Source organism: Streptomyces sp. NPDC001852 (assembly GCF_042891825.1).
Taxonomy (GTDB): Bacteria; Actinomycetota; Actinomycetes; order Streptomycetales; family Streptomycetaceae; genus Streptomyces.
Window position 1 is genome coordinate 416767 of sequence record NZ_JBIATN010000003.1, and the last position, 25058, is coordinate 441824.

Here is a 25058-nt window from a genome sequence, read left to right on the forward strand (position 1 = left end):
GGCGTCACGGACGGGCCGGCTTGCCGTCTCCGTACAGCCAGTCCTTCCAGATCCCGGTGAAGTCCTTGTGCGGCGCCTTCTTCTCCACGTACGCGGTGAAGTCGGCGGTGCTCACGTTGCCGCCTCGATGGTCGGTGACCCAGCCCTGGACGATGTCGTAGAAGGCGTCGTCGCCGACCTTCTGCCGGATCTTCTGCAGGACCATGGCGCCGCGCTGGTAGACCGGGCTTTCGGAGATGTGGGCGGCGCTCGACGGCTTCGCGGGCGGGTAGGCCCAGATGCTCTTGTCGTCTCCGTTGTAGTAGTCCATGAAGGTCTGCTGGGCGCTCTCGCCGCCGTGGTCCTCCCAGTAGAGCCACTCCGCGTAGGTGGCGAAGGCCTCGTTGAGCCACATGTCCTGCCACGACTTCGGGGTGACCGAGTCGCCGTACCACTGGTGGGCGAGTTCGTGCACGAGGGTGCCGGTGTCCGGGGCGCCGGGGAAGACGGGCCGGGTCTGGGTCTCCAGGGCGTAGCCGGCGTCGTCGGGGCGGTCGACGATCGCCCCGGTGGAGGAGAAGGGGTACGGCCCGAAGTTGATCTCCTCCCACCTGATGATGCCGGGGAGCTGCGCGAGCACCTTCTCGCTCGCCTTCGCCTGGGTGGGGTCGACGGCGGTGAGGATCGGCAGTCCGTGCGGGCCGGTGCTGCGGGTGAGGTCGAAGTGGCCGACGGCGACGGTGGCGAGGTAGCTCGCCATGGGCTGCGCGGTGTGCCAGTGCCAGCTCGTACGGCCGCCCTTGGTGGACCGGCCCGCCAACTCGCCGTTGGAGACGGCCTGGAGGCCCTCGGGGACGGTGACGGTGATGTCGTAGGAGGCCTTGTCGGAGGGGTGGTCGTTGCCCGGGAACCAGGCCATGGAGCCGACGGGTTCGCCGAGGGCCAGGGCGCCGTCGGCGGTGGGCAGCCAGCCCTCCTTCGAGCCGTCGGGGTCGGTGAGGGTCTGCGGGGTGCCCGAGTAGCGGACCGTGGTGCGGAAGGTCTCGCCCCTGCTCAGATCGTCGTGCGGGCGGACGGTGAGTTCCTGGCCGGCCCGGTTGAAGAGGGCCGGCCTGCCCTCGACGTCGACCGAGTCGACGTGCAGCCCGACGAGGTCGAGGTCGAAGGCGGACAGGTCCTGGGTGGCGCGGGCGGTGATGACCGCCGTCCCGGTGAGACGGCGGGTGGCGGGGGTGTAGTCGAGGGTGAGGTCGTAGTGCCCGACGTCGTAGCCGCCGTTGCCGGCCTTCGGGAAGTAGGGGTCGCGTACGCCGGAGCCGCCCGGGGTGCCGTGCACACCGCCGTCGCACGCGGTGGCGGTGAGGGCGAGGGCGAGCAGGGCCGCTGCGGCCGGCACAGGGCGTACGGATCTGGACATGTCAGCGATCTTAAGTGCCGGTGTTCGAGTGATCCGAGTGTCGTCGGGCCCCCGCCGGGGCGTGACACCATCTCTCACGTGCTCGACATCGGATACGCCCTCTCCAACCGGTTCCCGGACCCCCCGCAGACCGACTACCGCCGCGCGGACGTCCACGCGCTGCGGCACGACCTGTTCTGCGGTGACGTGTATCTCGCGGACACGAAGACGGACCGGGAGCTGTCCACAGCCTGGGGATGGGTACCGGTACTGGACTTCGCGTGGGCGCTGTGCGACATCGTGGAGCGGCTGGACCGGGACCCGATGGGCTCCCGCGCCGCCCGGCCGCAGCGCGCGGAGCTGGACTTCACCGAGTCGACCGACCGGATGCTGTTCGAGCGCCGTTTCGGCTGGGTGGACATCGAGGCCGACTGGATGCCGGCCGAGGAGGCACCGCTCACCTTCTCCCACTCCGAACTGCGCCGCGAGGCCCGTGACTTCCTGCACGACCTGATCGCGGACCTCACCGACCTCCACGAGGACCTGGCGGAGAACCCGGCGATCTGGACACTGCAGGCCCGCTTCCCCCGACTGTCGTAGACCGCCTCCCCCGGTGCCGTAGGGCTACTCCACGCGGATCCCCAGCTCCGCCGCCAGCACCGGCGCCAGATCCAGCAGTTGCCCGGTGCTGATCACCGCCCCCGACAGCCGGTCCAGCCCCCGCACGATCTCCAGTGGAGCCGCCCCGCGCAGGTCCACGTCCTGGAGTGTCGCGCTGCCGAAGTCGGCCTCTCTCAGCGCGCAGTCGACGAACTCCACCCGCTCCAGGGTCGCGCCCGCGAAGTCCGGCTCGACCAGGACGCAGGACTCGAAGACGACGTCCTTCAGACGGGACTCGCGCAGATTGAGGTAGTCGATCTTGCCGCCGCGGACCACGACCCGCTCCAGCACGGCGCCGTGCAGCTGCGTGCCGCCCAGCCGGGCGTCGATCAGCTCGACGTCCCGGAACGTGGACTCGGCGAGATGCGTGCCCACACCGCGCACCCCGGTCAGGACCGAGTCCAGCACTCTGGCCCGGCCCAGCGCCGTACCGTCCAGCACGCAGCCGGTCAGTGCGCAGTCCATGAACCGGGCGCCCACGCCGTCCTGCCCGGTCAGGTCGGCGTCCTGGAAGTCCAGCCCGTCGTAGTCCCCGTCCGGCGCCAACTCCCCGTCCGGCCACGGCCGAAGGGGTGGCAGCCGCAGCTCCGGCCGTCGCGCACCCTTCACCCCTGCCCGGCCCGCCGCACGGCCGCCCGTCGCTCTCCTCGCCATGCCCCCATGCTGCACCCCACCACTGACAATCCCCCCTGGCCTGGGAAAACCCGGGCGATGTCACATTCGGCCCCGCCCATCAGTCCTCTTCACGGAGCGGTAGTCGTCCTCACGTCACGGGCCGGCAGCCGCACGCACGAACCAGGTGTCCCGATCCGAGGGAGGGCCCACCCCATGCACCACCCCCTGCACCGCCCCAAGCCCCGCATCACCGTCATCGGCGGCGGCTTCGCCGGACTCACCGCCGCGATCACCGCCGCCGAGGCGGGCGCCGAGGTCACCGTGTACGAGGCCCACCACACCCTGGGCGGCCGGGCCCGTACCGCCGAGGGGCCGTACCGCACCAACGAGGGCCCGCACGCCCTCTACAACGGCGGCCCGCACTGGACCTGGCTCAGGCAGCGGAACCTGATCGGCCCGCTCGCCCCGATCCCGGCCCTGGAGGCCGCCCGGCTGCGGCTGCGCCACCACGGCGCGCTGCGCCGCACCCCGCCCTTCGGGATGCTCAAGCTGCTGCGCCCCGGCGTCCGGCGGGCGCCCGTCGACGCCGACTTCCTGAGCTGGGCGACCGGTATGGCCGGCGAGGAGGGCGCCCGCGCCGCGGCCAACTACGCGGCCGTGGCCCTGTTCCACCACGACCCCGGCGCCCTGTCCGCCGCGTTCGTGCAGGAACGGCTGCGCCGGGCCACCAAGCTGCCGCCGGAGGCGCACTACCCGGTCGGCGGCTGGGGATCCCTGATCGACCGGATGGCGGCACGGGCCTGGAACCTGGGCGTACGGGTCGAGACGCTGTCCCGTGTCGACACACCGCCCACCGACACCCCCCTGGTCGTCGCCACCTCGCTGGCCGCCGCCCGGCGGCTGCTCGGTGACGACTCACTGACCTGGCCGAGCGGCCGTACCGTCCTGCTCGACCTCGCCGTACGCGCCCGGCGCGGCGACCCCTTCGTCCTCTCCGACCTCGACTCGACCGGCTGGCTGGAGCGGTGCACGGCGCCGGACCCGTCCCTCGCCCCGGCGGGTGAGCAGCTGATCCAGGGGCAGGTCCCGATCGGGCCGGGTGAGTCCCGCGCCGACGGTGTCGCCCGCGCCGAGGACCTCCTCGACCTGGGCTTCCCGGGCTGGCGGGAGCGGCTGACCTGGCGGCGGGCGGCCGTCGCGGACGGCCGTACGGGGGCCCTGGACCTGCCGGGGAGCAGCTGGCGGGACCGGCCGGCCGTGGACCGCGGCGACGGGGTCTACCTCGCCGGTGACCAGGTGGCGGCGCCGGGTGTGCTGTCGGAGGTGTCCTTCAACAGCGCGGTCAGCGCGGTGTCCCTGATCCTCGGCCGGCCCGTCCTTGACCTCAAGCGCGCTTGAGGCCGGAGCGTGGGACCCGGAAGGCCCGACGGGCCCGATGAGCCAACCGTTCTCCTGGAGGTCACCCATGCACGCCGTCCGTCTGTACGCCTTCGGTCCCGCCGAGAACCTCAGTTACGAGCAGGTGGCCGCTCCGGTCCCCGGCCCGGGTCGACTGCGGATCGCGGTCGCCGCGGCCGGGGTGCACCTGCTCGACACCGCCCTGCGCGCCGGGCACCGGGGCCCGCTGCCCGAGCGGCCCGCCCTGCCGACCGTGCCGGGCCGCGAGGTCGCGGGGGTCGTGGACGCGCTCGGCGACGGCGTCGACGGGCTGTGGCTGGGCAGGCGGGTCGTGGCCCACCTCGGCTTCGCGCCCGGAGGGTACGCCGAACTCGCCGTCGCCGACGTCGACCGCGTGCACGAGATCCCGCGGAACCTGGACTTCGCCTCGGCCGTCGCCATGATCGGCACGGGGCGTACGGCGCTGGGGATCGTGCAGTTCGCCGAGCCGGGGCCGGACGACGTGGTCGTCGTACCCGCCGCCGCCGGAGGGATCGGCACCCTGCTCGTGCAGTACGCCAAGAACGCCGGCGCCACCGTCGTCGGACTCGCGGGCGGCGCCGCGAAGACCGCCCGCGTCCGGGCGAACGGCGCCGATCTCGCCGTCGACTACACCGACACCGCCTGGCCCGCGAAGGTCCGGGCCGACCTCGGGGCCAGGCCGGCCTCGATCGTCTACGACGGCGTCGGCGGCGAGGCGGCCCGGCAGGCCGTGGCCCTCCTCGGGCCCGGCGGGCGGCACCTGGTCTTCGGCTGGTCGGCGGAAGGCATCGCAGAGGGCACGGGCCACTTCGTCGAGGGCGTCTCCCGGTCCGTGCTCGGCCCCGACATGCTCCGCAGGGCGGGCGGCCTGCGCGCCCTCGAACTGCGCGCGCTCGCCGAAGCCGCCCACGGCCGGCTGCGCCCCGCCGTCACCCGCTTCCCCCTCGCCCGGGCGGCCGCCGCCCACCGCGCGCTCGAGAACCGCGACACGATCGGAAAGGTGGTACTGGAACCATGAAACGCCCGCGGAAAACCATGCAGGAAGCCCCGAACAGCCGGAACGCACACACGGGTGCAATACGCCCTGTTTCGTGGTCTTCTGGCCAGATGAGTATCGGCCGAACGAGTGAAGCCGAGCCCCCTCGACAGGCTCCCGAGGGGACCGATCCGCACCGCTGGTGGGGCCTCGTCGTCATCGCCCTCGCCCAGCTGATGGTCGTCCTGGACGCGACGATCGTGAACATCGCCCTCCCCTCCGCCCAGCGCGCCCTGCACATGTCCGACGGCAACCGACAGTGGGTGATCACCGCCTACACCCTCGCCTTCGGCGGTCTCCTCCTGCTCGGCGGCCGGGTCGCCGACCTCGTCGGACGCAAACGCACCTTCGTCATCGGACTCATCGGCTTCGCCGTGGCCTCCGCGTTCGGCGGTGCCGCCACCAGCTCCGGCATGCTCTTCGGCGCACGCGCGCTGCAGGGCGCCTTCGCCGCCGTCCTCGCCCCCTCCGCGCTCTCCCTGCTGACCACGACCTTCACCGACCCCCGCGAACGCGGCAAGGCCTTCGGCATCTACGGCGCCCTCGCCGGCAGCGGCTCGGCGATCGGGTTCATCGTCGGCGGCCTGCTCACCCAGTACCTCAACTGGCGCTGGTGCCTGTACGTCAACGTGCCCATCGCCGTCCTCGCCGTCCTCGGCGCCTTCGCCCTCCTGCACGACCGCCCCGGCCACCGCGAGGCCCGCCTCGACGTGCCCGGCGTGCTGCTGGGCTGCGGCGGCCTCGTCGCGATCGTCTACGGCTTCAGCGAGGCCCAGCCCCGCGGCTGGTCCGACCCCCTGGTCCTCGCCCTCTTCACGGCCGGCGCGGCCCTGCTCACCGCGTTCGTGTGGTGGCAGAACCGCGCCCCGAGCCCCCTGCTCCCGCTGCACATCATCAAGGACCGCAACCGCGCCGGCTGCTTCCTGACCATGATGCTCGCGACGATCGGCATGTTCGGCCTGTTCCTGTTCATGACCTACTACCTGCAGACCGTCCTCGGCTACTCGCCGGTCCGGACGGGCCTGGCCTATCTGCCCCTCACCGCGGCGATCATCACCGGCTCCACGCAGATCTCCGCCCGGCTGCTGCACCGGGTGGCCCCGCGCATGCTCATGACCCCCGGCATGGTCCTCGCGGCGGGCGGCATGACGCTCCTCACCCGCATGACGGTCCACTCCTCTTACACCACCGACATCCTGCCCGCCCTGCTCCTGATGGGCCTCGGCATGGGCCTGACCTTCATGCCCGTGTTCGCCACCGCGACCTCCGGTGTCGCCGCCCGCGACGCCGGCGTCACCTCCGCGACCGTCAACACCTCACAACAGGTGGGTGGTTCGATCGGTACGGCCCTGCTCAACACCATCGCCACCACCAGCAGCGCCGCCTACATCACCGCCCGCCTGCGCACCGGCGCGCCCAAGGCCCTCGTGGTGCCGGCCGGCGTCGTGCACGGCTACACCATCGCCATCTGGTGGGCGGCCGGCGTGATGCTCCTGGCAGGCCTGACCGCCGGCCTGATGGTCACGGCCAGGGCCCCGAAACACGCGGCACCGGCCGACGCCCCGGTGCCCGAATCAGTGACCTGACCCCGCCGCCGCCCGTTCAGTGCCGCCCGGCCACCCGGTCCGCCGCCTTCGCCAGCCGCGAGGACTCCGTGCCGGGGCGGAGACGTTCCCGCCGGTCGGCGGTGCGATAGGTGGCGTACATGCCATGGACGCCGAGCCAGCGGAAGGGCTCGGGTTCCCACTTGCGGACCTTGTGGTTGACCCAGGGCAGGTCCGTCAGCTCGGTGCGGCCGCCCTGACCGGAGTCCTGCTGGACCAGGTCGCGCAGGGTGCGGGCGGCCAGGTTGGTGGTGGCGACGCCGGAGCCGACGTAGCCGCCGGCCCAGCCGAGGCCCGTCGAGCTGTCGAGCGTCACCGTGGCGCACCAGTCGCGGGGCACCCCCAGCACACCGGACCAGGCGTGCGTCACCCGCACCCCGGCCAGGGCCGGGAAGAAGCGGGTCAGGATGTCGTGCAGGGCCTCGACGGTGGCCGCCTGGGTACGGCCGTCGTTGTCCGTCCTGGACCCGAAGCGGTAGGGAATCCCGCGGCCGCCCAGCGCGACACGGCCGTCGGCGGTGCGCTGGGCGTACATGTAGGCGTGGGCCATGTCGCCGAGCGTCTCGCGGCCGTCCCAGCCGATGGACGCCCACTGTGCCTCGGTCAGCGGCTCGGTGGCGATCATCGAGGAGTTCATCGGGAGCCAGGTGCGCCGCTGGCCCTTCAGGGAGGCGGTGAAGCCCTCGGTGCAGCGCAGGATGTACGGGGCGCGAACCGTGCCGTAGGGGGTGACGGCGTGCTGGGGCCGGATCTCGGTCACCGGGGTCGACTCGTGGATCGTGACGCCCAGGGCCTCCACCGCCGCCGCGAGCCCCTTGACCAGCTTCACGGGGTGCAGCCGGGCGCCGTGCGGGGTCCAGGTGGAGCCGACCGCGTCGGCGACCCGGATGCGTTCGGCGGTCTCCCGCGCGCCGTACAGTTCCCGGTCCTTCTCGCCGTACGACAGCTCGTGCTCGTGGAAGGCCTTGAGGCGGGCCAGTTGGGCGGGGGTGGTGGCCACTTCGAGGACGCCGCCGCGGTGGATGTCGGCGTCGATGCCCTCCGTCTCGGCAACCGCGATCACCTCGGTGACCGTGTCGTTCATCGCCCTCTGCAGGCGTACGGCGGCGTCACGGCCGTGCAGCTTCGCGTACCGGTCGCGGCCGGCGATGCCGTTGTAGAGCCAGCCGCCGTTGCGGCCGGAGGCGCCGTAGCCGCAGAACTTCTGCTCCAGCACGGTGATGCGGAGGAAGGGGGCGGCCTTCTTCAGGTAGTACGCGGTCCACAGGCCGGTGTAGCCGCCGCCGATGACCGCGACGTCGGCGGTCGCGTCCCCGGGCAGTGGCTCGCGTACCGCGGGAAGGCCGTCGTCGGCGTACCAGAAGGAGATCCCGCCGTTCACGACACTGCTGTGCGAGCTGCTCATGGCCGGGACGCTAACCCCTGGGAGCGCCCGGTGTCTCCTTCGGATTCCATGCTTTTCCGCGGCCCCGGGTGAGCGGATAGCAGGCCAGACCGATCAGGACGGAGGCGAAGTGGCCGAGGTCGGTGAAGGTCGGCCCCTCGGTCAGCGGGAGCCCGAAGATCACGAGTACCACCAGCAGGTACGCGTACCGCCACGGCGCGGCGAACCGGTAGGCGAGCACTCCGATCACCCCGGCCAGCGCGTAACTCACGCCGACGTCAAGCGTGTTGACCGCCGAGTGCGGGGCGATGCCGTCGCGGATCGCCTTGAGCAGGGCGCCCTCGCTGGTCAGCGTGGCGAGCACGTGCGCCAGCGCGCACACGGCGAGCCAGCGGGCGGTACCGAGCCAGCGCTCGACCGGCGCCTGGAACACGGTGTACAGCAGGACGTACGGCAGCCAGCGGCCGCTGTCGATCCACAGCGCGCTGGCCACGAGGACCCGCACCGGGTTGCGTGACAGCTCGTGGATGTTGGTCGACCGCTGCCGCAGGAAGTGCTGCTCGAACGCCGGCGACATCTGGTGCAGCGCGACGGTCGTGACGAACAGGACCGCCAGCCACACATACGTGCCGGGAGCACTGCGGATGTACGCCCATACGCCGCCGAGGCCCCGGAGAATTCGCATGAGCCGATTCACGCACGCCGGTACCGTCCGGCCCGTGATTGACATCCCCGGCGCTCCCGCCGGTCAGGAGTGCTGCCGAGCGCCCTCCAGCGGCGCGGGCCGTATCGACATGCGACTCCGCCCGTCGAGGAACACCAGTTGGCGATCGGTCGCCGGCTCCGCACCCGATTCTGATCAAGCCTTTACTTGTTTCTCATTGCCCCTGGCCGAAAAGCATCGGCAGCATTCGAAGGTCATGGTCAGACCACCCGGTCTCCAACGCCACCACTCCAGAAGGGCACTTCCTTGCTCTCAGGCAGACACCGGGCGGCATCCACCGCCGCCCTGCTGTCCACCACGGCACTCATATCTGCCGGGATGTCCACCGGATGGCTCACCGCCACCGCCTTCGCCGCGCCACCACCCCACGCGGCCGCCCACATCAAGCACCTCTGCGCGCACGCCACCACCCCGGGCCATGTCGCCTGCCTCGCCGAGGCCCGCACCGACATCGTCCAGCACCGGACCGTCAGCCCGGCCACCACACCGTCCGGCTACGGCCCCACGGACCTCCAGAGCGCCTACAACCTGCCGTCGAACACCGCCGGTTCGGGCCGGACCGTCGCCATCGTCGACGCCATGGACGACCCCAACGCCGAGTCCGACCTGGCCGCCTACCGGTCCCAGTACGGCCTTCCCGCCTGCACCACGGCCAACGGCTGCTTCCACAAGGTCAACCAGACCGGCGGCACCACCTACCCGAGCCCCGACTCGGGCTGGGCCGGCGAGATCTCCCTCGACCTCGACATGGTCAGCGCCGTCTGCCCGCAGTGCCACATCACGCTCGTCGAGGCCTCCTCCGCCGGCATGACCGACATCGGCACGGCCGAGAACGAGGCCGTCGCCCTCGGCGCCAAATACGTCTCCAACTCCTTCGGCGGCACCGAGGACCCGGCCGAGACCACCGCCGACGTCCAGTACTTCAACCACCCCGGCGTCGCCGTCACGGTCAGCGCCGGCGACAGCGGCTACGGCGTCGAGTACCCGGCCTCCTCCCCCTACGTCACCGCGGTCGGCGGCACCTCGCTCACCCGGTCGAGCAACAGCCGCGGCTGGAGCGAGTCGGTGTGGTCCACCAGCAGCACCGAGGGCACCGGCTCCGGCTGCTCCGCCGACGAGGCCAAGCCCACCTGGCAGACCGACACCGGCTGCACCCACCGCACCGTCGCGGACGTCTCCGCCGTCGCCGACCCGGCCACCGGCGTCGCCGTCTACGACACCTACGGCGCCGGCGGCTGGGACGTCTACGGCGGCACCAGCGCCTCCTCGCCCATCATCGCGGCCACCTACGCCCTCGCCGGCACCCCGGCCGCGAACAGCTACCCGTCCACCTACGCCTACGGCCACACATCGGCCCTGAACGACGTCACCACGGGCAGCAACGGCACCTGCTCCCCGGGCTACCTGTGCGCCGCGGGCACCGGCTACGACGGCCCCACCGGCCTCGGCACCCCGAACGGCACCGCCGCCTTCGCCGCCGGCGCGAACACCGTCAACTCGCTCCAGCCCGGCCAGAAGCTGACCTCCGGCCACCGGCTGAGCAGCGCGAACATCACGCTGACCATGGGCAGCGACGGCAACCTGGTCGCCTACCTCAAGACCAACGGCGCCGGCGGCAGCGGGCCGGCGATCTGGTCCACCGGCACCTCCGGCCACTCCGGCGCCTACGCCTACATGCAGACCGACGGCAACCTGGTCGTCTACTCCAGCACCGGCACCGCCCTGTGGTCCACCCACACCAACGGCCACAGCGGCGCCTACTTCCTCGTGCAGGACGACGGCAACATGGTGGTCTACGGCTCCGGCGGCGGCCCCAGCACCGGCGGCTCCCTGTGGTCGGACGGCACCTACGCGCGCTCGGCGACGATCGGCTCCGGCCAGAAGCTCAAGGGCGGCTGGTGGACCCAGTCCAAGTACACCCGCCTGACGATGCAGCCCGACGGCAACTTCGTGATGTACCGCAAGCACGACGGCAAGGCCATCTGGTCCACCGGCACCTCCGGCCACTCCGGCGCCTACGCCTACATGCAGACCGACGGCAACCTGGTCGTCTACTCCAGCACCGGCACCGCCCTGTGGTCCACCCACACCTCCGGCCACAGCGGCGCCTACGCGGACATGCAGAACGACGGCAACTTCGTCGTCTACAGCTCCACCGGCGGCCCGGGCAAGGGCGGCGCCCTGTGGGCCAGCAACACCACGTCGTACGTGCCCTGACGCACCTGACCCGAAAACACCGCCGACCTGGGGGAAACCCCAGGTCGGCGGTGTTTCGGAGACGCGTGATCCAATGGGTCCGGGCGACGAGGGGGGTTCGCGGTCATGGGCGCATGGATCGGGGCGGGTGTTCCCCTGCTGATCGGGACGGTCTTCACGGCCGTCGGCCTCGGCATCCTGCGCCGCGCACGAAGGCTGCGGCAGGAGGGGGCGATGGCGCGCGGGAGGGTCGTCCGGCTGGAGACCCGGCGTGACAGCGACACGCACAGCACGATGTACCACCCGGTGGTCCAGTGGGTGACCGGCGACGGCCGGACGGTCGAGGCCGAGTCCTCGATCGGCAGCAACAGGGTCGTCTTCCGCCGGGGCGCGGAGGTGACCGTCTTCTACGACCCGGACAAGCCGAAGCGGATGCTCATCGACGGCTACGACGGCCGCGCGCCGGCCGTCGTCTTCTGCGCGGTGGGAGCCGTGTGCCTGACGGCCGGTCTCCTCGTCGCCGCGTTCCTCGTCCTCTGACGGGCGGCGCACCGCCGTCCCACCTGGTAGAACCCCAGGTGGGGGCGGCTTTCCAGAGCCCCCTGTCGGATTCGAACCGACGACCTTCGCTTTACAAGAGCGGCGCTCTGACCAGCTGAGCTAAGGAGGCCTGCGCATGGGCGCCCGTGCAGTGTACCCAGGTATCGGCCGGCTCCTGTCGAAAATTTCCGCGAAGTTCACAGTCGCCCAGGTACTGACAGACCAGTGAACGCCGGGTACCGTCCTGAGCCAGTTCGCGCAGTTCACCTGTGTGGACTACACCAACCACCTTCCTACAACGGATCGTCCGGCACGTTCCTGCCGGTAGAAGGGGGCCCATCACCATGGCCACTGTCACGTTCGACAAGGCGACCCGGATCTACCCGGGTTCCACCAAGCCCGCCGTCGACGGTCTCGACATCGCGATCGAGGACGGCGAGTTCCTCGTCCTGGTCGGCCCGTCGGGTTGCGGAAAGTCCACCTCGCTGCGGATGCTCGCGGGCCTGGAGGACGTCAACGGCGGCGCCATCCGCATCGGTGACCGCGACGTCACGCACCTGCCGCCCAAGGACCGGGACATCGCCATGGTGTTCCAGAACTACGCGCTGTACCCGCACATGACGGTCGCCGACAACATGGGCTTCGCGCTCAAGATCGCGGGCGTCAACAAGGCGGAGATCCGGCAGAAGGTCGAGGAGGCCGCGAAGATCCTCGACCTCACCGAGTACCTGGACCGCAAGCCGAAGGCGCTCTCCGGTGGTCAGCGCCAGCGTGTCGCCATGGGCCGCGCCATCGTGCGTGAGCCGCAGGTCTTCCTCATGGACGAGCCGCTGTCCAACCTGGACGCCAAGCTCCGTGTGTCCACCCGTACGCAGATCGCGTCGCTGCAGCGCCGCCTCGGCATCACCACGGTCTACGTCACCCACGACCAGGTCGAGGCCATGACGATGGGCGACCGGGTCGCCGTGCTCAAGGACGGTCTGCTGCAGCAGGTCGACTCGCCGCGGAACATGTACGACAAGCCCGCGAACCTCTTCGTCGCCGGCTTCATCGGCTCCCCGGCCATGAACCTGGTCGAGGTCCCGATCACCGACGGCGGCGTGAAGTTCGGCAACAGCGTCGTACCGGTCAACCGGGACGCCCTGAAGGCCGCCTCCGACAAGGGCGACCGCACGGTGACGGTCGGCGTCCGGCCCGAGCACTTCGACGTGGTCGAGCTGGGCGGGGGAGCGGCCGCCTCCCTGACGAAGGACAGCGCGGACGCGCCGGCCGGTCTCGCGGTCTCCGTGAACGTGGTCGAGGAGCTGGGCGCCGACGGCTATGTGTACGGCACCGCCGAGGTGGGCGGTGAGGTCAAGGACCTGGTCGTCCGCGTCAACGGCCGCCAGGTCCCGGAGAAGGGTTCCACGCTGCACGTGGTGCCGCGGCCGGGCGAGATCCACGTGTTCTCGACGTCCACGGGTGAGCGTCTCTCCGACTGAGCAGCGCGTTTGTACCGAGGTTGACGAAAGGGGCCCCCGCGGATGCCGTGGGGGCCCCTTTCGGGTCGTTTGCGGGCCTGCGCATACCCCGGCACAGCGATCATTTCGGGCGGGCCGCGTCAACCCCTTACCCAGAAAGTGGCACCTCTTCATCCCCCGAAGGGGTGACTAAATGTCGCCAAATCATTACCCCGCGCTACCCTCACACGCGTGAAGCACTCCACCACCCCACAGACGCGACGCGGCCACCGGGGCGGCCCTGCCCGCCGGATCGGCCGCACTCTCGCCCTCGTCCTGCCCGTCTTCCTGGTGCTCTCCGGGACCCTCGCGGTGACCCGGGTCAACTGGACGGGCAGCCCCTCCAGCTCGGCACTGACCGCCACGGACGTCTCCTCGGCGGAGGTCTCCACCAAGACGGTCTCCCGCGCCCCGCAGGACGTGCTCCGCGACCAGCTGATGGGCGAGCTGCAGGAGGAGAACCCGGGGGTCGTCCTCACCCACCTCCAGCAGGCCGTGACCGAGCACCCCTCGCTGGCCCAGCACTGCTCCGGCATCGCGCGCGCCCTGGGGCAGCTCGCGGTGCGCATCTACGGCGCCTCGCGCGCCCAGTCCTACGCCCGCCCGGTGTGCGACACGTCGTTCGCCTCGGGCGTGCTCGCCGCGCACAGCTGAACGCCGCGCACAGCTGGACGCCGAGTGCGCCGGGATGTCGGTGACGCCTCCTTCGGGTACCGGTTCCTCCCCCCTGGAGGGTCCGTCGAGGAAACGGCTCCCCAAGGAGCGCGTCGCTGCCGGCCGGCCCGAGCGGGGCGCCACGTACAGTGCGGTCATGACCCATCCCAACGCCGCGTCGCGCCCCACTCAAGCCGTGGTCCTGGCCGGTGGCCAGGGCTCCCGGCTGCGTCCCTACACCGATGACCGGCCCAAGCCGATGGTCGAGATTCCCGGCACGGGCACGCCGATCATCGGCCACCAGCTGACCTGGCTCGCCGAGGAAGGCGTGACCGACGTGGTGGTCTCCTGCGGCCATCTCGCCGAGGTCCTGCAGAAGTGGCTGGACTCCGCCGACCTGCCCGTCTCCGTGACCACCGTGGTCGAGACGGAGCCCCTCGGCCGCGGTGGCGGCCTCAAGTACGCCGCCGCGCATCTGCCCCGCCCCGACCAGCCCTGGTACGCCACCAACGGCGACATCTGGACCCGCTTCTCGCTGCGGGACATGGCCGACTTCCACACCGAGCGGGATTCCGTCGCGACCCTGGCCCTGGCCCGGCCGCGCATCCCGTGGGGTGCGGTGAGGACCGACGGGTTCGGGCACATCACCGACTTTATCGAGGCCCCGCCGTCGACGTTCGAGATCAACGCGGGTGTGTACGTCTTCTCGCCCGAGTTCGCCGAGTTGCTGCCCGAGCGGGGGGATCACGAGCGCACGACGTTTCCGGGGCTGGCCCGGGAGCGGAAGCTGTTCGGGTTCCCGATCCCTCAGGGGGCCTACTGGCGGGCGATCGACACGGCGAAGGATCTGACGGAGGCGGCCAAGGAGTTGGCGGCCTTGGGCCGTTAGCCGTCTGTGGGAGAAGTTCCCGCCACAGCATCGAAAAGGCCCCGTACCTCCGTGGTACGGGGCCCTCTCTCGTCTCGTGCCGTCAGCCCAGCAGGCCGCCCACCAGGCCCTGCTCGCCGGAGGACGAGGAGCCGCCGGAACCGGAGGAGCCGCCCGAGCCGGACGTGCCGCCGGTGCTCGTCGGGCCCGCCGTGGTGCTCGGGGCGCCGCCCGTCGGGGAGGACTGGCGGGGCGGGGTCTGGCCCAGGGTGCCCTGGGTCTGGCTGGGGGTCGTGGTCGTACCGCCGGCCGTGCGGGTGGCGCCCGGGGCGGTCGCGGAGGGGCTCACGCCGGCCGTGGCGCCGCCGGTGGGCGAGCTGGACGCCGCCGGGGTCCGCTGGTGCCGCTTGCCGGGTCCCTGCGGGAGCGGGGAGCCGGGGAGGTTGTTGCGGGGGGCCTCGCCGGGGCCGGGGACGACGACGCGGCTGGAGTCGCGTACGGCGCCGCCGAGCAGGGAGCCGACGAGCAGGGTGAGGCCGGCGGTGACGGCCGTGATCAGGACGCCACGACGCAGGACGTAGCGGCGCAGGTCCCAGATGTCGGCACGGGGGCCGAGGCGGCGCCAGGCACCGGCGGCGAGGCGGCCGTCCACGGAGTAGACGGGGGCGCCGGCGATGATCAGCGGGGACCAGGCGGCCATGTAGATGATGTCGGGGGCGTCGTAGGCGGGGACCGTCTTCCAGCTGACGGTGACGATCAGGGCGGCGGACAGCAGGGCGCCCAGGACCGCGGCGACGCGCTGCCAGCAGCCGAGGACGGTCAGGACGCCGACGACCACCTGGAGGAAGGCGATGACCAGCCCGGAACCGACGGGGTGGTGCAGGGCGAACTGGCGCAGCGGCTCGGCGACCTCCCAGGGGTGCAGGGTGTTGAGCCACTTGACCATCGAGCCGCGCTTGCCGCCGTCGAAGTAGAGCGGGTCGCACAGCTTTCCCATGCCGGCGTAGATGGAGATGAAGCCGAGGAAGATGCGGAGCGGGAGGAGGACGACGCCGAGGTTCATCCGTCGGCCGGGGTAGTAGGCGTGCCGGGCCGGGTCGTCCCCCTGACGGCGGACGGGGCGCGGGGCGTCGGGGTCGGCGTAGTCGTCGTAATCGTCGTAGCGGCCGTGGCCGTCGGGGTCGTCGTGGCCGTCGTAGGGCTCGAAGTCGGCGTACGGGTAGGAGGGTTCGTCGTAGGCGCCGCCGACCGTGCGCATGTGCGGCAGCAGACGGGTGCCGTCGGCGGCGTCGGGGGCGGTGCGCTGGTGGCCCACGACCGGGGTCTCGACGGTCTGTTCCACCTCGTCGTAGCCGTCGCCGTAGTCGGTCCCGACGCGGGGGATGACCTGGGTGGCGCCGGGCTCGGGCTCCTCGGCGTGACGGACGCTGCTGCCCCGCACGGCCTGGAGGAGCCGGTGGGCGCCGGTGTCGTCGGGGGCGGACTTGCCGCTCCACACGACGGCGCGGCGGCGCCCGGCGGCGGCGCCCGGCCGGCCCACCGCGCCCACGACGGGCATCCGGGCGGGGTCCTGGGCGGCGCTCAGATGCCGGGCGATCCGCGGGGATTGGGTGCGCCTCGCCGATGCGCCCAGCTGTACGCGGAAGCTGGCGTGATTGACGATGACCTGCGCCGGATCGCTCGGCACCTTCACCATGCTCAGCGCGGGAGCCTCGTCGGACCCGGACTGGAATCCCGACGAGCGTCCCCCCGTGGGTGTGCGGGGTGTTCTGGTGTCCACACTCATCTAACCGAGCGACGTGGAGTTAGGACACTGCTTTGACCGGGCGGATGTGTCCGGACCCCGTCAAAGCGGCCTCTCACGCCACATGGACGCCAGAATTACCCCGCAAGGGTGAAATTCCGGACGGGTGTTCAGTCCCGTCGGCGCGCCGGATACGTCAGCTGCGCCTGCGCGCCGCCTCGTACAGGACGATGCCCGCCGCCACACCCGCGTTCAGCGACTCCGCGCCACCGGGCATCGGAATGCGGACACGGAAGTCGCAGGTCTCGCCGACCAGGCGGGACAGGCCCTTGCCCTCGCTGCCGACGACGATGACGACCGGGCCGTCCAGGGCCTCCAGATCGCCGAGTTCGACCTCGCCGTCCGCCGCCAGGCCCACGACCGTGATGCCGGCCTTCTTGTACGCCTCCAGGGCGCGGGTGAGGTTGGTGGCGCGGGCGACCGGGGTGCGGGCGGCCGTGCCGGCGGAGGTCTTCCAGGCACCGGCGGTCATGCCGGCCGAGCGGCGCTCGGGCACGACGACGCCGTGGCCGCCGAAGGCGGAGACGGAACGGACGACCGCGCCGAGGTTGCGCGGGTCGGTGACGCCGTCCAGGGCGACGATCAGCGGGTCTTCGGACTCGTCGTAGGCGGCCTCGGTGAGGTCCTCGGGGTGCGCGTACTCGTACGGCGGGACCTGCAGGACGAGGCCCTGGTGGTTGAGGCCGTTCGTCATGCGGTCCAGCTCGGGGCGGGGCGCCTCCATGAGGTTGATGCCGCCGCGCTCGGCCGCGAGCTGGAGCGCCTCGCGCACCCGCTCGTCGTTGTCGATGAACTGCTGGACGTAGAGCGTGGAGGCGGGGACGCCCTCACGGAGTGCCTCGACCACCGGGTTACGGCCCACGACCAGCTCGGAGGCCGACTTGCCGCCGCCCCGGCGCTGCGGCGGGCGGCCCTGGGCGCGGCGCGCCTTGGCCTGGGCGGCGCGCTGCTTGGCGTGCCCCTTGCGCATCTCGGCGGGCGGGGTCGGGCCCTTGCCCTCCAGGCCCCGGCGCCGCTGGCCGCCGCTGCCGACCTGCGCGCCCTTCTTGCCGGACATGCGGCGGTTGTTCGCGGCCATGACCTACCTGTTCTCTGCGAAAAAGTGTGCGTACGTCTATGCAGTGTGCCGCCCGGGGGGCCGGGCGGCACAATCGATCAAGAGTTGGGGCCTACCGGGGCCCGAGGGTCCAGCGCGGGCCCTGCGGGCTGTCCTCGATGACCAGCCCGGACTGGTTGAGCTGGTCGCGGATGGCGTCGGCGGTGGCCCAGTCCTTGCGGGCGCGGGCGGACTCGCGCTGCTCGAGGACGAGCCGGACGAGGCTGTCGACCACGCCGTGCGCGCTTTTGTTGAGCACGGTTTCGCCCGTGTCGGACCCTCCCGCCCACTGCTCGTCGAGCGGGTCGAGGCCGAGGACGCCGAGCATGGCCCGTACCTCGGCGAGGCGGGCGACCGCGGCGTCCTTGTCGTCGGCGGCCAGCGCGCTGTTGCCCTGCCGGACGGTGGTGTGCACGACGGCGAGGGCCTGCGGGACGCCCAGGTCGTCGTCCATCGCCTCGGCGAAGGCGGGCGGGACCTCGGCAGCCGGCTCCACGGCCTTCCCGGTCAGCTCGGTCACCCGCTGCACGAAGCCCTCGATCCGCGCGAACGCCGACTCGGCCTCACGCAGCGACTCCTCGCTGTACTCGATCATCGAGCGGTAGTGCGGGGTGCCGAGGTAGTAGCGCAGCACGACGGGCCGCCACGCCCTGACCATCTCGGACACGAGCACGCTGTTGCCCAGCGACTTGGACATCTTGTCGCCGGCCATGGTGACCCAGGCGTTGTGCACCCAGTACCGGGCGAAGTCGTCGCCGTAGGCCTTGGCCTGGGCGATCTCGTTCTCATGGTGCGGGAAGATCAGGTCCAGGCCGCCGCCGTGGATGTCGAAGGCCGTGCCCAGGTACTTGTGCGCCATCGCCGAGCACTCCAGGTGCCAGCCGGGCCGGCCCTCGCCCCACGGGGTCGGCCACGTCGGCTCGCCCGGCTTCGCCGCCTTCCACATGGCGAAGTCACGCGGGTCCCGCTTGCCGGTCTCTCCCTCACCGGACGGCTGGAGCAGGTTGTCCAGCTCCTGCCTCGACAGCTGGAGGTACTGCGGGAAGGAACGGACGTCGAAGTAGACGTTGCCGTCGGCCGCGTAGGCGTGTCCGCGCTCGATGAGACGCTGCATCATCTCGACCATCTCGGTGATGTGGCCGGTGGCGCGCGGCTCGTAGGTCGGCGGCAGGCAGCCGAGGGCGGTGTAGCCCTCGTCGAAGGCGCGTTCGTTCTCGTACCCGATCGACCACCAGGGCCGGCCCTGCTCACGGGCCTTGGCGATGATCTTGTCGTCGATGTCCGTGACGTTCCTGACGAACGTCACCTCATAGCCGCGGTAGGTGAACCAGCGGCGCATGATGTCGAAGTTGAGGCCCGACCGGATGTGCCCGATGTGAGGTGCCGCCTGCACGGTGGCGCCACACAGGTAGATCGAGACGCAGCCCGGCGTGAGCGGGGTGAAGTCACGGATCTGCCGGGCGCTGGTGTCGTACAGGCGAATGGTCACCACTCCAGAGTAGTGGGCGCGGGGTGGTGCCCAGTGCCGCACGCCTCAGAACATGCCCACGATCTTCTCCGGGGTGATCCTCACGACCACGCGGTCGGCGTCGTTGACGGAGTCGGGGTTGAACTCGGCGTACTGCTTGCCGGTGTACTTCAGGGACAGTTCGTCGATCAGTTCCTTGGCGCCCTGGGTGGCGAACTCCGCGGTGCCCCGGATCTCGGCGTAGACGTACGGCATCTCGGGGTCCTGGACCACGACGCTGACCCGGGGGTCGCGGTCGAGGTTCTTCTTCTTGCGGCGGTCGACGGTCGTGGAGAACAGGATCTGGTCACCGTCCCGCTTCACCCACACCGGGGACATCTGCGGGCGGCCGTCGGGCTGGATCGTGCCGACCACGATGAAGACGGGACCGTCGAGCAGGGACTTGAGCCGGTCGGGCAGGGTGGCGGGCATGGGTGCCTCCTTGGGTCGGCGGTGACTCTCCGGGTACCCTCGCACGCTCTCCGCTCACCCGCACCACGGGAATCCCGGGCGCCGGACTCAGGCGGTGCGGACCACCAGGGCCGTCGCGATCGCCATCAGGCCCTCCTCCCGGCCCGGGAAGCCGAGGCCGTCCGTCGTGGCGCCGGAGACGGAGACGGGCGCTCCGGCCGCCTCGGAGAGGATCTTCTGGGCCTCGTCCCGGCGCTTGCCGATCTTCGGGCGGGGGCCGACCACCTGGACGGCGATGTTCCCGATGGTGAAGCCGGCCTCGCGGACGATCCGGGCGGCCTCCGTCAGGAGGGTCACGCCCGAGGCGCCGGACCACTCGGGGCGGCCGGTGCCGAAGTGCCGGCCCAGGTCACCGAGGCCGGCGGCGGAGAAGAGGGCGTTGCAAGCGGCGTGGGCGACGACGTCCGCGTCGGAGTGCCCGGCCAGGCCGGTCCCCTCGCCCTCCCATTTCAGGCCCGCGCACCACAGCTCGCGGCCCTCCTCGAAGGCGTGGATGTCGGTGCCGATGCCCACCTGGGGAAGGATCAGCGGCTGCTCAGAAGCCATCGTTGAGCCTCCTGCGGGCCAGGACCGCCTCGGCGAGGACCAGGTCGAGGGGGCGGGTGACCTTGAAGGCCTCCTCGTGCCCGGCGACGGTCACGACGGGCAGACCCAGCTGCTCAACCATGCTCGCGTCGTCCGTGACGTCTTCGGTGACGGTCTCGTGGGCGCGGACCAGGGTCGCCCGGTCGAAGCCCTGGGGCGTCTGGACGGCGCGCAGGCGGGCGCGGTCCGGGGTCGCCACGACCGGCTCCGGGTCGCCGGAGGCGGCCGCGGGCTCGACCTCCTTGACCGTGTCGGCGAGCGGGATCGCGGGGACGACGGCGGGGGCGCCCGCGCGTACGGCCTCGATGACGGCGTCGACCGTGTCGACCGGGACGAGCGGGCGGGCCGCGTCGTGGACGAGGACGATGCCGTACTCGGGAGGAAGCGCGCCGAGGCCGAGACCGACCGATTCCTGGCGGCTGTCCCCGCCGGGGACGACCAGGAAGTCGGTGCGCTCGGGCAGCGCGTGCGCGTCGAGCAGGGACTTGACCTCGGCGGCGCCGTCCGGCGGGGCGACGACGATCACCAGGGAGACATGGCGGGACGCGGCGAGCGCGCGGACCGCGTGGATGAGCATGGGCGTGCCGTTCAGCGCGCGGAGCGCCTTGGGGGCGCCCGGACCGAGGCGTACGCCCCGGCCGGCGGCGGGAATCACGGCGGCGACGGGGGTCAGCGCGGGCGAAGGGCGCGATTCGTCAGACATCGGTTCCTGTCAGGTTTGTGTGCTCGACCTAGGTGGGTATGGCCTGGAGGAGTGCCGGGCGCGACGCCTTGACCGGACCCTTTCCGTGACCCTGGTCGAGCCATCTGCCCGGGCCCGGCACGTCAAGTATCGGGGGGCCGATCCACTGGTTTCACCGAGGAACACCCGTTGCGGGGCACTGCGGGTATGAACATGCCGCAGCGCCCGGCGACATGGTCCGTGTCATCGGGCACCGCGGCATTTCACTGTGCTGAACGTGCTGAGCGTGTCGGAAGCGAGGGTTCGCCGCCGTGGCGCGTCAGGAGGCGAGCACCTCGTCGAGCAGGGCCTCGGCCTTGTCCTCGTTCGTGTTCTCCGCGAGAGCCAGCTCGCTCACCAGGATCTGGCGGGCCTTGGCGAGCATGCGCTTCTCACCGGCGGAGAGCCCTCGCTCGCGCTCACGACGCCACAGGTCACGCACGACTTCCGCGACCTTGATGACATCGCCGGAGGCGAGCTTCTCCAGGTTTGCCTTGTAACGACGCGACCAGTTCGTGGGCTCCTCGGCGTACGGCGCGCGCAGCACCTCGAAGACCCGGTCCAGCCCGTCCTGACCGACCACATCACGCACGCCCACGAACTCAGCATTGTCCGCTGGCACACGTACCGTCAGGTCACCCTGGGCGACCTTCAGCACCAAGTAGGTCTTGTCCACGCCTTTGATCTGGCGAGTTTCGATGGCCTCGATCAGCGCGGCCCCGTGATGGGGATAGACCACGGTGTCGCCAACCTTGAACGTCATGTGACAGGTACCCCTTCCGTGGCTATCCAGGGTAACACGGATACGGCGTCTTCTGAATGGCGTTTTCGCAGGTCAGGGCATATCTCGGGGCTTGACAACTGCGACAGGAACGTGCTGCGAGGGGCCTCGCGAGACGGGAATTCGCAGGTGGGAGGGGCTCTTCGGGCGGGGTGAAACGCGTACGTTACACACTCCGCGAGCCGTCTCCAAGTGGATGAACGTCCCGTTTTGTCCGCTTCCAAGCGTACGACTTCCGCTACTCCGTTCGGTGTGCCGGGACCGATCCGGGCCGTTTCCGGAATTGATCAACGGCTGCCGGGAGGGGGTGTCGCGTGATCAATATCGAGGCGGTCATCGGGGTTCACCGAGAGGCCGCGCATTCCTTCACGGAAATTTTGCGAGCGCTTATGTGAATGGCGGACGAGCGCTCGGCAAAGTGACCGGAGAGTCACGTGTGACAGGAGTGACGAAGGGCTCCGCGGTACCCCCAGGCGGAGGGAAGCCGGGCGCTTGGGGAGGGTCGGGTGCGAAGGCCCAGGAAGGGCTCGGTAACCTGAGGCCGCTGACAGACACTTAGGGTGGCTTTATAAGGGGAGCCGCCCGCGCGTTCAAGGAGTTGCCGCCGCCGTGAGCAGCAGCCTTCGACGCGGCGCCCTCGCCGCCTCCGCCATCGTCTTCTCGATCGCCTCGCTCGCCGCATGTGGTGCCGGCAACGGCTCGCAGACCCTCGAGGTCAAGCCGGACAACGCGGCGACCACGGTCGGCAACATCAAGGTCCAGAACGCCCTGGTCATCACCCAGCCCGACCTGAAGTCGACGGGTCCGGCGGTGATCTCCGCGACCCTGTTCAACCAGGGCATCACGGACGAGACCCTGCAGTCGATCACCATCCAGGGCAGCACCGAGACCGTGAAGCTGACCCCGGCCAAGGGCGGCAGCCTGACCGTCCCGGCGCACGGCTCCCTGATCCTCGGCGGCCAGGGCAACGGCTCCGCCGAGATCCCCAGCGGCCGCGCGTCCGTCCAGGACGGCAACGCCCAGCAGATCACCTTCACCTTCAGCAAGACCGGTGCCGTGAGCCTGCGCGCCTTCGTGGTGCCGGCCACCAGCTACTTCGACAAGTGGGGCCCGAGCCAGATCCCGTCCGCCCCGGCGACGGCCTCCCCGGCCCCGGGTGCCACCGCCTCCGGCAGCGCCAAGCCGCACAAGCACGGCAAGACCGGCCCGTCGGCGACCGCGAGCAACACCGCGACGGCGGGCGCGGGCGCGTCCCCGAGCGGCTCCGCCTCCCAGTCGACCGCCGGCCAGTGAGTCCGAGCCACTGAGCAGCCGTACGACGAAGGGCGGCACCCCAGCACGGGGTGCCGCCCTTCGTCGTACGGCCGGTGCAGGACTCAGTCCGCCGGCGGAGGCGGAGCTCCGGTTTAGGGCTCGAACTTGTAGCCCAGGCCCCGCACCGTCACCAGGTAACGCGGCGCGCCCGGGTCCGGCTCGATCTTGGCGCGGAGGCGCTTGACGTGGACGTCGAGCGTCTTGGTGTCGCCCACGTAGTCGGCGCCCCAGACGCGGTCGATCAGCTGCATGCGGGTCAGGACCCGGCCGGCGTTGCGCAGGAGCATCTCCAGCAGGTCGAACTCCTTCAAGGGGAGGTCGACCTTGGAGCCGGAGACGGTGACCACGTGGCGGTCGACGTCCATGCGGACCGGGCCGGCCTCCAGCGCGGCCGGGGCGACCTCCTCCGGCTCGCCGCGGCGGCGCAGCACGGCACGGATGCGGGCGACCAGCTCGCGGGAGGAGAAGGGCTTGGTGACGTAGTCGTCGGCTCCTATCTCCAGGCCGACGACCTTGTCGATCTCGCTGTCCTTGGCCGTCACCATGATCACGGGGACGTTGGAGCGGCCGCGCAGCTGGCGGCACACCTCCGTGCCGGGCAGCCCCGGCAGCATCAGGTCGAGGAGGACGAGGTCGGCGCCGTTGCGCTCGAACTCGTCGAGTCCGTCGGGGCCGGTCGCCGCCACGGCGACCTCGAAGCCCTCCTTGCGGAGCATGTACGACAGGGCGTCGGAGAAGGACTCCTCGTCCTCGACGACGAGCACTCGGGTCACGGAAGGACCTCCGGGGCGGGAAGCGGTTCGTACGGGGATGACTCGGTGGCGCCGCCGTCCTCGTCTTCTTCGTCGAGGTCGGGGTGCTGTTGTGCACGGTCGCGGGCCGCACCAGCCTCCGGCAGCCTGAGGGTGAACGTGGAGCCCTGGCCTTCGGCGCTCCAGACCGTGACCTCCCCGCCGTGCGAGGCGACCACGTGCTTGACGATCGCGAGACCCAGACCGGTGCCGCCGGTGGCCCGCGAGCGGGCCGGGTCGACGCGGTAGAAGCGCTCGAAGATGCGCTCCTTGTCCTTGTCGGAGATGCCGATGCCCTGGTCCGTCACGGCGAGCTCGATCATGTCGCCACCGGGTGCGCTGACACGGCGGGCGGCTATGCCGACGCGCGTGCGGGCCGGGGAGTAGTTCACGGCATTTTCGACCAGGTTGCCGAGGGCCGCCGCGAGCTGGCCGCGGTTGCCCCAGACGTGCAGGTCGGCGGTGCCGCCCGCGGCCATGGTGATCTGCTTGGCGCCGGCCTGGTGGCGGCAGCGGTCCATGGCCTCGGCGACCAGCTCGTCCACGCGGACGGGCTCGGCGTCCTCCAGCGGGTCGTCGTTCTGCACCCGGGAGAGGTCGATCAGCTCCTGGACCAGGTTGGTCAGCCGGGTCGCCTCGATCTGCATGCGGCCCGCGAAGCGCTGCACGGCCTCGGGGTCGTCGGAGGCGTCCATGACCGCCTCGGACAGGAGGGAGAGCGCGCCGACGGGCGTCTTCAGCTCATGGCTGACGTTCGCCACGAAGTCGCGTCGTACGGCCTCGATCCTCCTGGCCTCGGTCAGGTCCTCGACCAGCAGCAGGACCAGGCGGGAGCCGAGCGGGGCCACGCGCGCGGAGACGGCGAGTGCCTCGCCGCGCCCGGTGCCACGCCGGGGCAGGTCCAGCTCGACCTGCCGTATCTCGCCGTCGCGTCTGGTGTCCCGGGCCATCTGGAGCATGGGCTCGATGGCGAGCTTGCCGCCGCGCACCAGCCCGAGGGCGTAGGCGGCGGAGCTGGCCTTGACCACGGCGTCTGCCTCGTCGAGGACGACGGCCGAGGAACGGAGCACGGACAGTACGGTGTCCACGCCCGGCGGGAGTACGGGATCGGTGTGCAAAGAAGTCCTGGTCGGTCGCTTCTGGTCGCGTTCGCTCCAACGGAACGCCAGCATGGCGATGACACCGGTGAGCACCCCGGCGATCGCTGCCGCTGCGGCGACCGCCGCGTTCACGTCCATGCATCCAGGTTAAGCAGGGCCTACGACATGACCACAGCCGTCGAGGTGGGACCTCGGACACTCGTCGCCCAGAGTTCACCTTGGAGCCAGTGTTGGTTCATTTGGGGTGGCGGAAACGGACGCGTGCGGGGCAGAACGTGGGAGCGTGGGGACCAAGCACACCTATGAGAGGGAAC

General features: G+C 71.2%; 23 protein-coding genes and 1 tRNA gene. 10 read left to right on the forward strand and 14 right to left on the reverse strand.

What is annotated here, in order from left to right; translation table 11 throughout:
* Positions 1 to 4: 4 nt before the first annotated feature.
* The gene (locus ACFYZB_RS07280; RefSeq protein WP_388755359.1) at positions 5 to 1396 is read right to left on the reverse strand and encodes a M1 family metallopeptidase; all 1392 of its coding nucleotides are present in this window, start codon (positions 1394 to 1396) and stop codon (positions 5 to 7) included.
* Positions 1397 to 1474: 78 nt separating this feature from the next.
* On the opposite strand from ACFYZB_RS07280, the gene ACFYZB_RS07285 reads away from it, so the two are divergent.
* Positions 1475 to 1975: a hypothetical protein gene (locus ACFYZB_RS07285; RefSeq protein ID WP_351214150.1), complete on the forward strand. Its 501-nt coding sequence runs from the start codon at positions 1475 to 1477 to the stop codon at positions 1973 to 1975.
* A 24-nt stretch (positions 1976 to 1999) separates the two neighbouring features.
* On the opposite strand, the gene ACFYZB_RS07290 is transcribed toward ACFYZB_RS07285, so the two are convergent.
* Positions 2000 to 2689 (reverse strand): pentapeptide repeat-containing protein, encoded by a 690-nt coding sequence (locus tag ACFYZB_RS07290; protein ID WP_388755363.1) that lies wholly within the window; start codon positions 2687 to 2689, stop codon positions 2000 to 2002.
* Between the two features lie 174 nt (positions 2690 to 2863).
* Here ACFYZB_RS07290 and ACFYZB_RS07295 point away from each other — a divergent pair, with 174 nt between their 5' ends.
* From ACFYZB_RS07295 to ACFYZB_RS07305, 3 genes are all read left to right on the forward strand, one after another.
* On the forward strand, positions 2864 to 4048 hold the full coding sequence (locus ACFYZB_RS07295; RefSeq protein ID WP_388755366.1) for an NAD(P)-binding protein: 1185 nt from the start codon (positions 2864 to 2866) through the stop codon (positions 4046 to 4048).
* Positions 4049 to 4115: 67 nt separating this feature from the next.
* Positions 4116 to 5087 carry a zinc-binding dehydrogenase gene (locus ACFYZB_RS07300; protein WP_388755369.1) on the forward strand — a complete coding sequence of 324 codons (972 nt, stop codon included), beginning with the start codon at positions 4116 to 4118 and terminating at the stop codon, positions 5085 to 5087.
* 89 nt (positions 5088 to 5176) lie between these two features.
* Positions 5177 to 6691, forward strand: coding sequence for an MFS transporter (locus ACFYZB_RS07305; protein WP_388755373.1), 1515 nt, complete (start codon positions 5177 to 5179; stop codon positions 6689 to 6691).
* A 16-nt stretch (positions 6692 to 6707) separates the two neighbouring features.
* On the opposite strand, the gene ACFYZB_RS07310 is transcribed toward ACFYZB_RS07305, so the two are convergent.
* Positions 6708 to 8114: an NAD(P)/FAD-dependent oxidoreductase gene (locus ACFYZB_RS07310; protein ID WP_388755376.1), complete on the reverse strand. Its 1407-nt coding sequence runs from the start codon at positions 8112 to 8114 to the stop codon at positions 6708 to 6710.
* Between the two features lie 10 nt (positions 8115 to 8124).
* Complete coding sequence (locus ACFYZB_RS07315) at positions 8125 to 8778, reverse strand: rhomboid-like protein (protein WP_388755379.1); 654 nt, start codon at positions 8776 to 8778, stop codon at positions 8125 to 8127.
* A 357-nt stretch (positions 8779 to 9135) separates the two neighbouring features.
* Between ACFYZB_RS07315 and ACFYZB_RS07320 the strand changes: the two genes are divergently transcribed.
* Together ACFYZB_RS07320 and ACFYZB_RS07325 are read left to right on the forward strand one after the other, a co-directional pair.
* Positions 9136 to 11034, forward strand: coding sequence for a hypothetical protein (locus ACFYZB_RS07320; protein WP_388755382.1), 1899 nt, complete (start codon positions 9136 to 9138; stop codon positions 11032 to 11034).
* A gap of 105 nt (positions 11035 to 11139) precedes the next feature.
* Positions 11140 to 11553 carry a DUF3592 domain-containing protein gene (locus ACFYZB_RS07325; RefSeq protein WP_388755385.1) on the forward strand — a complete coding sequence of 138 codons (414 nt, stop codon included), beginning with the start codon at positions 11140 to 11142 and terminating at the stop codon, positions 11551 to 11553.
* Between the two features lie 56 nt (positions 11554 to 11609).
* On the opposite strand, the gene ACFYZB_RS07330 is transcribed toward ACFYZB_RS07325, so the two are convergent.
* Positions 11610 to 11683 (reverse strand) — tRNA-Thr (locus ACFYZB_RS07330).
* 214 nt (positions 11684 to 11897) lie between these two features.
* On the opposite strand from ACFYZB_RS07330, the gene msiK reads away from it, so the two are divergent.
* The 3 genes from msiK (at position 11898) to ACFYZB_RS07345 (ending at position 14595) form a co-directional block, all read left to right on the forward strand.
* Positions 11898 to 13034 (forward strand): diacetylchitobiose ABC transporter ATP-binding protein MsiK, encoded by a 1137-nt coding sequence (msiK, locus tag ACFYZB_RS07335; protein ID WP_351214166.1) that lies wholly within the window; start codon positions 11898 to 11900, stop codon positions 13032 to 13034.
* Positions 13035 to 13244: 210 nt separating this feature from the next.
* Entirely contained in the window at positions 13245 to 13706 is a 462-nt protein-coding gene (locus ACFYZB_RS07340) for a hypothetical protein (RefSeq protein WP_388755389.1), read from the forward strand.
* Positions 13707 to 13863: 157 nt separating this feature from the next.
* Positions 13864 to 14595, forward strand: a complete 732-nt coding sequence (locus ACFYZB_RS07345; RefSeq protein ID WP_388755392.1) for an NDP-sugar synthase — start codon at positions 13864 to 13866, stop codon at positions 14593 to 14595.
* Between the two features lie 82 nt (positions 14596 to 14677).
* Here ACFYZB_RS07345 and ACFYZB_RS07350 read toward each other — a convergent pair whose 3' ends face one another.
* From ACFYZB_RS07350 to ACFYZB_RS07380, 7 genes are all read right to left on the reverse strand, one after another.
* Positions 14678 to 16360 carry a DoxX family membrane protein gene (locus ACFYZB_RS07350; RefSeq protein WP_388755395.1) on the reverse strand — a complete coding sequence of 561 codons (1683 nt, stop codon included), beginning with the start codon at positions 16358 to 16360 and terminating at the stop codon, positions 14678 to 14680.
* 154 nt (positions 16361 to 16514) lie between these two features.
* Positions 16515 to 17456, reverse strand: coding sequence for a 23S rRNA (guanosine(2251)-2'-O)-methyltransferase RlmB (gene rlmB, locus ACFYZB_RS07355; protein ID WP_388755398.1), 942 nt, complete (start codon positions 17454 to 17456; stop codon positions 16515 to 16517).
* Between the two features lie 91 nt (positions 17457 to 17547).
* Complete coding sequence (gene cysS / locus ACFYZB_RS07360) at positions 17548 to 18963, reverse strand: cysteine--tRNA ligase (protein WP_388755401.1); 1416 nt, start codon at positions 18961 to 18963, stop codon at positions 17548 to 17550.
* A gap of 45 nt (positions 18964 to 19008) precedes the next feature.
* Positions 19009 to 19413 carry a PPOX class F420-dependent oxidoreductase gene (locus tag ACFYZB_RS07365; protein ID WP_388755404.1) on the reverse strand — a complete coding sequence of 135 codons (405 nt, stop codon included), beginning with the start codon at positions 19411 to 19413 and terminating at the stop codon, positions 19009 to 19011.
* Positions 19414 to 19500: 87 nt separating this feature from the next.
* On the reverse strand, positions 19501 to 19998 hold the full coding sequence (ispF, locus tag ACFYZB_RS07370; protein ID WP_388755407.1) for a 2-C-methyl-D-erythritol 2,4-cyclodiphosphate synthase: 498 nt from the start codon (positions 19996 to 19998) through the stop codon (positions 19501 to 19503).
* A complete protein-coding gene (gene ispD / locus ACFYZB_RS07375; protein ID WP_388755410.1) occupies positions 19988 to 20740 on the reverse strand; it encodes a 2-C-methyl-D-erythritol 4-phosphate cytidylyltransferase in 753 nt (250 codons plus the stop codon). The genes ispF and ispD overlap by 11 nt, the downstream gene beginning before the upstream one ends.
* Positions 20741 to 21038: 298 nt before the next feature.
* Positions 21039 to 21521: a CarD family transcriptional regulator gene (locus ACFYZB_RS07380; RefSeq protein ID WP_003953493.1), complete on the reverse strand. Its 483-nt coding sequence runs from the start codon at positions 21519 to 21521 to the stop codon at positions 21039 to 21041.
* Between the two features lie 627 nt (positions 21522 to 22148).
* Between ACFYZB_RS07380 and ACFYZB_RS07385 the strand changes: the two genes are divergently transcribed.
* On the forward strand, positions 22149 to 22832 hold the full coding sequence (locus ACFYZB_RS07385; protein WP_388755413.1) for a DUF461 domain-containing protein: 684 nt from the start codon (positions 22149 to 22151) through the stop codon (positions 22830 to 22832).
* A 113-nt stretch (positions 22833 to 22945) separates the two neighbouring features.
* On the opposite strand, the gene ACFYZB_RS07390 is transcribed toward ACFYZB_RS07385, so the two are convergent.
* Positions 22946 to 23626 (reverse strand): response regulator transcription factor, encoded by a 681-nt coding sequence (locus ACFYZB_RS07390; RefSeq protein WP_076087010.1) that lies wholly within the window; start codon positions 23624 to 23626, stop codon positions 22946 to 22948.
* Positions 23623 to 24882 carry a sensor histidine kinase gene (locus tag ACFYZB_RS07395; protein ID WP_388755417.1) on the reverse strand — a complete coding sequence of 420 codons (1260 nt, stop codon included), beginning with the start codon at positions 24880 to 24882 and terminating at the stop codon, positions 23623 to 23625. Before ACFYZB_RS07395 ends, ACFYZB_RS07390 begins: the two co-directional genes overlap by 4 nt.
* Positions 24883 to 25058 lie beyond the last annotated feature (176 nt).